This is a genomic window from Fulvivirga aurantia, assembly GCF_009711475.1.
Classification (GTDB): Bacteria; Bacteroidota; Bacteroidia; order Cytophagales; family Cyclobacteriaceae; genus Fulvivirga; species Fulvivirga aurantia.
Genome location: NZ_SMMD01000807.1, coordinates 1 through 8,978, shown reverse-complemented (window position 1 = coordinate 8,978; position 8,978 = coordinate 1). Strand labels below are relative to the sequence as shown.

Annotated in this window: 6 protein-coding genes; 4 read left to right on the top strand and 2 right to left on the bottom strand. The window is 37.8% G+C overall.

Going from position 1 to position 8,978, the window contains the following annotated elements:
- From E1176_RS10970 to E1176_RS10955, 4 genes are all read left to right on the top strand, one after another.
- Window positions 1–2,448: PAS domain-containing protein (locus E1176_RS10970; RefSeq protein WP_155210654.1), on the top strand; the 2,448-nt coding region annotated here is incomplete at its 5' end.
- Between the two features lie 3 nt (window positions 2,449–2,451).
- Window positions 2,452–3,111 (top strand): response regulator, encoded by a 660-nt coding sequence (locus E1176_RS10965; RefSeq protein WP_155210653.1) that lies wholly within the window; start codon window positions 2,452–2,454, stop codon window positions 3,109–3,111.
- An 89-nt stretch (window positions 3,112–3,200) separates the two neighbouring features.
- Complete coding sequence (locus tag E1176_RS10960) at window positions 3,201–3,557, top strand: hypothetical protein (protein ID WP_155210652.1); 357 nt, start codon at window positions 3,201–3,203, stop codon at window positions 3,555–3,557.
- A gap of 90 nt (window positions 3,558–3,647) precedes the next feature.
- Window positions 3,648–7,421 (top strand): PAS domain S-box protein, encoded by a 3,774-nt coding sequence (locus E1176_RS10955; RefSeq protein ID WP_155210651.1) that lies wholly within the window; start codon window positions 3,648–3,650, stop codon window positions 7,419–7,421.
- Window positions 7,422–7,502: 81 nt separating this feature from the next.
- On the opposite strand, the gene E1176_RS10950 is transcribed toward E1176_RS10955, so the two are convergent.
- Both E1176_RS10950 and E1176_RS10945 read right to left on the bottom strand, forming a co-directional pair.
- A complete protein-coding gene (locus E1176_RS10950) occupies window positions 7,503–8,189 on the bottom strand; it encodes a hypothetical protein (RefSeq protein ID WP_155210650.1) in 687 nt (228 codons plus the stop codon).
- Window positions 8,179–8,880 (bottom strand): hypothetical protein, encoded by a 702-nt coding sequence (locus E1176_RS10945; protein ID WP_155210649.1) that lies wholly within the window; start codon window positions 8,878–8,880, stop codon window positions 8,179–8,181. The genes E1176_RS10950 and E1176_RS10945 overlap by 11 nt, the downstream gene beginning before the upstream one ends.
- Between the last annotated feature and the right edge of the window lie 98 nt (window positions 8,881–8,978).

The window sequence follows — 8,978 nt, the reverse complement described above, 5'->3', positions numbered from 1 at the left end:
ACTCATGTTTTTGGCTGGGAGCAAGAAGATATCTCTCGTATAAAATCAGTTTTAGATAATGCCTTACCTGATCAGAAAAGAGAAAAGTATCAATTAGCCCTGTACAATTTTGTCACTAATGATTCTGATTATAAACTAAAATGGAAGAACGTCTTATTGATTACCAAGTCTGGCGAAAATAAGTTTGTGAACATCACTTGTATAAAAATTTCTGAACAAGGGCTACTAATATTTGAGATTCAGGACACTACAGCCTACAATACAAACCTCCAAAAGCTTGACATAGCAATACAAGGTGGACGACTGGGCACCTGGAACTTAAACCTACAAACCGAGCAAAATGAAGTAAATGAATATTGGGCAAGCATGCTTGGTTATAGCCTGGAAGAGGTTAATCATCATCTTGATTTTTTCAATGAGAAACTGTCTGATGAAAGTAAAGAAACCTTTAAAAAGAAATTTGATGAAGTAAAGAGTGGTGAAAGAGAGAGCTATAGTTTCGACATACAAATGCAATGCAAAGATGGTAGCTATAAATGGTTATTGACTTCTGGCCGTATCATCAGAAGAGATGCAATGGGCAAACCATTGATCATGGCCGGCATTCATGTTGATATAGACAACCTCAAAAAATCAGAAAGCCTTGTAAGGGAAAAAGAACTAAACCTGTATGAAGCTCGCGAAAAATTAGATATCGCGATACAAGGTGGTCGACTAGGCACTTGGAATTTAAATCTGGAAACGGGTAAAAACGAGGTAAATCAGTACTGGGCGGAGATGTTGGGCTATACTGTAGAAGAAGTAGAGTCTAACTTCAATTTCTTTATGGAGCACCTTCACCCCGAAAGTGCGGCTTTGATTCAGCAATCTTTAGGGGAAGTAATGAGTGGTAAATGTGAAGATGTGAGTTTTGAAATCCAGATGCTATGTAAAAATGGCAAGTACAAATGGATCTTAGACTCAGGCAGGGTTATAAAGAAAGATAAAAATGGCAAACCGCTTATTATGGCCGGTACCCACGTAGACATAGATGACATTAAGGCGGTTGAATTACAACTTAGAGAAAAGGAAGAGCGGCTTAGCCAATCACAGGCTATCGGAGAAATCGGAGATTGGGAGTGGAATCCTGAGACCGGAGAGACAACCTGGTCGGATCAGGTTTACAAGATATTTGAAAGAGACCCAAAGCTAGGTGCCCCCTCTTTAGACGAGTTTATACATTATCATGAGCCAAATGAGTACGAGTTGCTTCAAAAAAGTGTACAAAAGGCACTTAAGGCAAAAGAAACCTATGAGTATGATACCACGCTACACCTTGCCTCAGGCAAAAAACACGTAAAAGCTATTGGTATTCCCGTACTTGATGACGAGGGTAATATTGTTAAACTTAAAGGCATTGTGCAAAATATCACTCCGCGCAAGCAAATGGAGTTGGCCCTTTTAGAAAAAGAAGAATACCTGGATAGTATTTTACAAAATGCCTCAGATGCAATCTTAGCGTGTGATGCAGAAGGCAAACTGGTTTTATTTAACAATACGCTGCGTCAATGGATCGATGATGTAGAGCTCTATACTAATGCTAACAGTTGGCCAGGCAAGTATAAACTCTATACCACAAACCTGGAGCGTTTGCTTAATAAAGAGGAACTCAGTTTGATGATAGCCTTAAAAGAAGGAAAAGTAAGCAACCATGAGTATGCCATCAAACAGAAAAATGACATCAGGTATGTAGAGTCTAATGGTACAGCTCTATATGATGATAAAGAAAAAATTATTGGTGCCATGGTCGTGATCAGAGACATCACCGATCGTGTCGATAGGGACTTACAAATTTCTAACAGCATTTTAGATGCGCTGGAAAAAGAACGTGCGGCCATAGCCGCGGAGCTACATGATGGTATCACTCAGACTTTAGGGATTGTAAATATGAATCTTAAAAACATTTCAATTGACGATCCTGCGCTTAAGCAGAATGACCGATTTAGTCGATCTCAAAAGCAGCTAGAGATTGCTATAAACGAAAGCCGCGCACTGGCCCATCGCATCATGCCAAGCGCCATTCGGGATTTTGGTTTGGCCATGTCAATACAAGAGCTTACAGATGATTATCACACATCAGAAAAGGTAAGTATCGATTTTTCTTTTAATGAAGATATCAGGCTACCAGCCGACATTGAGCTTAATACCTATAGAATTGCACAGGAAGCAATAAATAATGCCATCAAGCATGGTCAGCCGGATCATATAAAAGTTGATTTAAAAATAAAAGAAGGCTATCTTATTATGATTATTGAAGACAATGGCAAAGGTTTTCAGCTCGATGATACTAAACAAGAAGGGATTGGCTTAAGAACCATGCAAAACAGGGCTAATAAACTTAATGCACAACTCAATATAGAATCTGGTGTAAGTGGAACCATACTATCACTCAGAATACCATTACCGTAAGCTATGAGTAAACCTATAAGTATTTTTATAGTAGACGATCACAACATAGTAAGAGAAGGCTTTAAGTCTATTATTCTAGAGTATTCCCCTCAATTTTTATTTATTGGTGAGGCCAGCAATGGTAAAGAAGTATTGAGCATGTTAAGCAATATGAGCCTTATACCTGATATCATACTTATGGATATAAATATGCCAGAGTTAAACGGTATAGAGTGTACAAAAACCCTCAGCAAAGAATATCCTCAAATTAAAGTATTGGCACTCACCATGGTAAAGCAAAGTGGTCATATTAAAAATATGCTGCAGGCGGGAGCTATGGGCTACATTTTAAAGGATTGTGATAAAGAAGAACTGACCAAAGCGATAGACATTGTCTACAAAGGAGGTAGTTACTTCAGCCCTGCTGTTAGTCATGAGGTAATGATGGCCATGACAAGGATCAAAAGTGAGCAATCAGAAGAGGCCAAAGGCTTAACGAAAAGGGAATTAGAGATTCTAGATTTGATTGTGAAGGATTTATCAAATCATGAAATAGCAGAAAGACTTCATATAAGCCCCAGAACTGTCGATACGCACAAACAAAATCTTTTGGGTAAAACACATACCAACTCAGTGGCAGGCCTGGTAGTTTTTGCCATAAAAAACAACCTCATTGAATTATAAAATTAGGTAATTCTCTTAGATAGAAATTACGAAAATCCCCCTTGACTCAAACCACTGTATGTGAGTATTTTAGCTTAAAAGTTGGTACTATGTTAGTGGTTTTGGCAGGAAATAAAATTTCTACTCTACCTACATTTATTCCCAGCAAGCAAGAGAACGGCTACTTTGTATTATCACGTGATTTAAACTTTAAATACCTGGACAAAGAAGCCATAGAGAGTAGCGAGAGTATAGTGCTGGTAGATATTCATCACCTCGAGCATGACCCGGAAGATATTCTGGACATTTGCATAGCGCGCTTCCCAAAAGGTCATGTGTGGTGCTATAGTGCAGATGCATCCCATACTATGAAAGATAAATATCTTGAAATGGGGTTTCACAAAGTCTTTAATTCTGATGATAATCCGGCTGCTCACATTCAATCCATTCTTCAGAGTAAGAAATAAACCTATTTCTCAAAATGGTTTTTTACCCGATGTTTAAGCAATTACTGCATAGTAACTTTACTATACCAAAATTTAAAATCCAACGCACCCATGGCATTTACTTACAATTATGAAGAGTACTTTGAGAGTGCACCTCAGCCAGCTATTGTTTATTGTTTACAATCCCTGCAAATTCTGAAAGTAAATGAAGCCGCCACCAAAATTTATGGCTACACGAGGAGTGAGTTTAGTAAAATGAAGCTGAGCGATGTTATTGATCAAGCTGACCACAAAAGAATGGAAGCCGGTGCAGATTTATTAGCTTCGAAAGGTAAAATTGACAATCAGGAATGGAAAAATATAAGCAAAGATGGCCGAAGCATTTACGTTGAAGTTTCGACCAAATTACTAAGTGATGGTAAAAGTGCCATAGCCAACATTACAGACATCACAAAAAGATACGAAACAGACAAACAGTTAAAGATATTGAATGAAAGGCTGCAGTATGCCACTAAAGCCACCTCTGATATCATTTTTGATTGGAATTTGCAAATAAACGAAATCACCTGGGGCGATACATTACTTACAAAATTGGGGTATCACAAAAATGATATAAAGAATATTCAGGATCTCCTTTCAAAAATACATCCTGATGACCTGGAAAATGTCACTAATAGCATTCACGACTTGCTTTCCGGTCATAATCAAAATGATGAATGGGAGCAACAGTATAGATTTAGAAAACCCAATGGGTCTTTCGCTTACCTCAAAGAGTGTGCAATCCTTTTAAAAGATGAGAAAGGCCTTCCTTACCGGGTAATTGGTGCAATAGAAGACGCTACAATCAGACTCAAAATAGAAGACAAAGTAAAAGTATCAAATGAAAAATATAGCCTCCTATTCTATAAAAGCCCCGTACCTAAAATAATCTTTTGCTTACGCAATTTGCAAGTTACAGATGTAAATGAGGCAGCCATTAGTCAACATGGATTCAATATAAGTCAATTTACAGAAAAGACCATTGACCAATTAATAGCAAAAGAGGATGTAGCTACATTTATAAGCAATCTTTCCAAATCAAATGAAGACGAAAAAATAGAGTTTGGTGAAACTAATCTGATAGATTACAACAATAACGTAGTAAATGCGCTCGTAGTTGGCCATAGAATCAATATAGACGGGCAACCACACATGATTATGACTTGCAGTGATATCACAGAAGTGGTGGCCACCAAACGGAAACTGGAAGAAACCAACGAGCGCTACCGATATGTAATGAAAGCAACGCATGATGCCGTTTGGGATTACGACATCGCCACCAACGAACTGTATTTGGGAGATAATTTCTTACACTTATTTGGCTATCATCCCGATGAAGCCAATCAGTTGAGCTTTTGGGAAAACAACATACACGTTGACGAGCGTGAAAGTATAGTAAAAAGCCTTAATGAAGCCCTTCAAGGTAAAGAGACCCACTGGTCTGCCTCCTACAGGTTTAAGAAAAAGGATGGTTCTTATGCCGAAATTGAAGATCAAACCTTGATTTTAAGGCATTTTAATGGCAAGGCCTATCGTACAATTGGTGCCATGCGTGACGTCACAGAGCGTAAAGAAAATCACCGCGCGCTCAAGCTCATGCAGTCGATCGTAACAAATACAACAGATGCGGTACTCATCACAGAGGCCGAGCCGCAAAGCGAACCGGGACCAAAAATTGTATATGCCAACGATGCATTTTTGAAGAACACCGGATACCAGCTTGAGGAGGTGATTGGAAATACCCCAAGAATGTTACAAGGCCCTAAAACCTCTAAAAAAGCATTGCAAAAAATACGGACAGCCATGCGCGCATGGAAACCATGCCGTGTAGAAGTATTAAACTATACCAAAGAAGGTAAAGAGTTTTGGGTTGAGTTTTCTATTTCACCACTGGCTGATGACAATGGTTGGTACACCCATTGGATAAGCGTGCAAAGAGACATTACTTTTAGAAAAAATAAAGAGGCCGAAAACAAGTTATATCGAAATATCAATACAAAAATCAGCAAGCCTCTCTCCTTTTCAGCTCGCTATAAAATCGTAATCGCAGAGCTGGCCAAGTTTTCTGATTTTGCGCTGGCCGAAGGGTGGTTTACCAATACGCAAGATTCAAGTTTGGTGAAAGCAGCCGAATACTGCGCTAAGCCTGAGCTAAAGCCTTTTTTTAGTGTTACCAAAGAGTACGTTGAAACTAAGTTCGGAGAATGTCTACAAGGTGCCGGCTGGGAATCGCAGGATCTTATCATATGGAATGATCTTGGTTCTAATCAGCAATTTATACGCAACGAAGAGGCTAAAAAATATGGGCTGCAAACAGGTATTGCTATACCCATATATTTTGGAGGTGAGGTGATTGGTGTAGTTCTTCTCTTCACCAAACGTCCTCAATCTGAGCTCACAGAACATAAAATACGAGTACTCAAACGCCTAGGCCAAAGATTTGGGCCTGAGCTGAAAAGAATGAAAATTGAACATGAGCTAAACACATTCTTCGAGCTTTCTCCAGACATTTTAAGTATTTCAGACACTAAATTTTTTAAAAAAGTAAATCCTGCATTTTGCAGACTGTTGGGTTATAATGAGGAAGAATTGCTCAACTCACCGATTACTGACTTCATACATCCTGATGATATCGAAAAAAGTAAAATTGAAAATAAGGCCCTTTTTAAAACAGGTAGAACCAAGTATTTTGAAAATAGGTATATATCAAAGTCTGGTAAAACTATCTGGCTCGCCTGGACTTCAGCTTTCATTAAAGAAGAGCAAGCCGTCTATGCTGTAGCTAAAGATATTACCAGCCTGAAAGAAATAAATACTCTATTACAAAAATCGAATGAGCTGGCACGCATAGGTAATTGGTCATTTGATGTAATCTCTCAGAAAATATATTGGTCGAGTATTGTGAAGCAAATACATGAAGTAGATGAGGATTATGAACCCTTATTGGAAAATTCCGCATCGTTTGCTCTCGAAGGCCCTCATCGAAACAAACTCGAAAAACTCAAATCTCAGGTTTTAAATAATGAAATCACAAATTTTGACGTTGAGGTCCAAATCAAAACAGCAAAAAACAATTTAAGATGGGTAAGAGTAATTGGTAATGGAGAGTATTTAGGAGATCGGTGTATAAGGTTCTTCGGCAGTATTCAAGACATAACACAGCATAAGACCTTTACAGAAAAGCTCAAAGAGACAAATATTAAATATGAGCTAGCATCTAAAACTGCCAATATTGGTATTTGGGATTTAGATTTAAAGAATCAGCTTCTACTTTGGGATAAAAATCAGCATGAGCTATTTGAAACTTCAGGAAACCTTGATGAAAACATGCTACCAAGCTGGAATGATCGTGTTCATAACGAAGATTTGGAGCGTACTAATCAAGAAATTTTGCAGGCCATTAAGGGTAATAAGGAACTCAATACTTACTTCCGCATACAACTACCGTCTCGCACTATAAAATATCTAAAAACCATTGCTCATGTAGTAAGAAACAATAACGGTCGAGCTACCAGGTTAATTGGTATCAACTATGACATCACTAAAGAGATGAAAAGTAAGGAAACACTTAGAAAGAATATGCTCGCCATCTCTGAAAACAACAAGCGATTGAGAGAAATTGCCTGGTTGCAATCTCATGTAGTAAAAGCTCCTCTGGCACGCATCAAAGGACTTTCCAACCTACTCATCAATTACAAAAATCAATGTCACTCACCCGATGAAATTGTAAGCAGACTAGTGGACGCTGCTCAAGAACTAGATGGTGTAGTTAGCAGTATCATATCACAAACAGAAGGAAAAAATTCAGTATCTAAGAATTCCAAAAAAGAGAATCAGATGGCTTGAAGGGGTTATGAAAGGGGTAAAACAAAAGCAGCGTGTGATTATATCACACGCTGCTGTTTTATCTTCAATCAAAGTATTTGATTAATCACAGTAGAATCGAGCTATATAATATAACCTCTCTCCGGAGAAAAAATCAAAAGCTTTTCCTTCAGCGATTAACCCCGTATTATCCACTTGATAATTCCCATAAAAATACAAAATATCCTCAGATTCAATGTAAAAGCCTAAAGCTCTGCTTCCATCATCGCTGGTCGCATTAGGATTAATTAAAAACTGCATGTATTCCGTTATTGTTCCAATACTAGGATTTATCAACTCTTCATCAGAAAATTTGTCAACAGCCGCAATAAATACATAATAATCTAAAAATTTGTTATCAAAGTAAATATCTGGGTATCGATTCTTTAAATCCAATACAGTGGTGCAGATTACATTATTCATTTTTTTTTCAACTCCGTTCACAATCAATATGGCTGACCCCTCATTTTGCAAGCTGATAGACTCATTATTTTTGCTGTCAAACCCATCAGATGACCAAACGAAATTTGTGCTTGGCATATCAGAATAGATATTATTAGGAACGAACTCTACTATATTCCCGGCTTCATCTGTGTAAGTATATGTCAGTCCACTGATAAATTCCTGCAAGTCATCTACTGAATTAATAGAGGTTCTTAAAGGCGTCTTGTTGCCATCAGTTTCATCACATGCACCAAAAATGAAGCTTAGCAATATTAGATAAACACAATGGTTCAATCTAAAACGCATACCCTAATCTAATTTGTGCATTCACATTGGGGCCAATGTCTATTGAACCTCCACGTTTTACAGGATCTGGCTTCTGAAAACCATCAACATTACTCTTCAGTTTTACTGAAAGCAACCTGGTATAACTTGCTCCAAACCCAAGTTCAGCACCTAAATATAGTTTAGGTGATACATAAAAGTCCATACCGGCAATAGCATTAAGCCCTACTCTTGCGAAGCCGTTAGTATTGATCACCTTCGAGTATTCAACATTATCATTATTTTGAAATTCTGTTCTATTAGATGATGTCTGGTAAGCTAGGTCAGCCTCCCACCCAAAGTATGGCGACAGCTTTTCAGTGCCCTTTAGGTGCTTTTCCATACCTGGTCTGATGTTGATTGACACAGTCATGTCTTTATCTTTTAATTCCTTTAAATCCAGATCAGGATCAGACTGTTGCGTTATTTCAGAGTCTGCATCTACACCTACAAAAATGTTGAGTCTAAAGGCACTTCTTTGTGATGAAAACCATCTCGCTCTTATTCCATTGATGTTAATTGGATTGTCTCCGAAAGGTTCGAATTGTAATTCAAGTGTTTTGTCTCCTCCTGTCGGCTTATATTGACTCTCAACTTCTACAGTACCTTCGGTATCTTGTGCCCAGGTAATTACAGGACTAGCTAAAAGACACATTAAAATTATTTTTTTCATTATTGGTTACTTTTTATTTAAAATTTGAAATATTATTAATCTACATAAATGTAGTATTCTGAATTAGTCCTGACGACAGGTGATCCATTTACAATTCC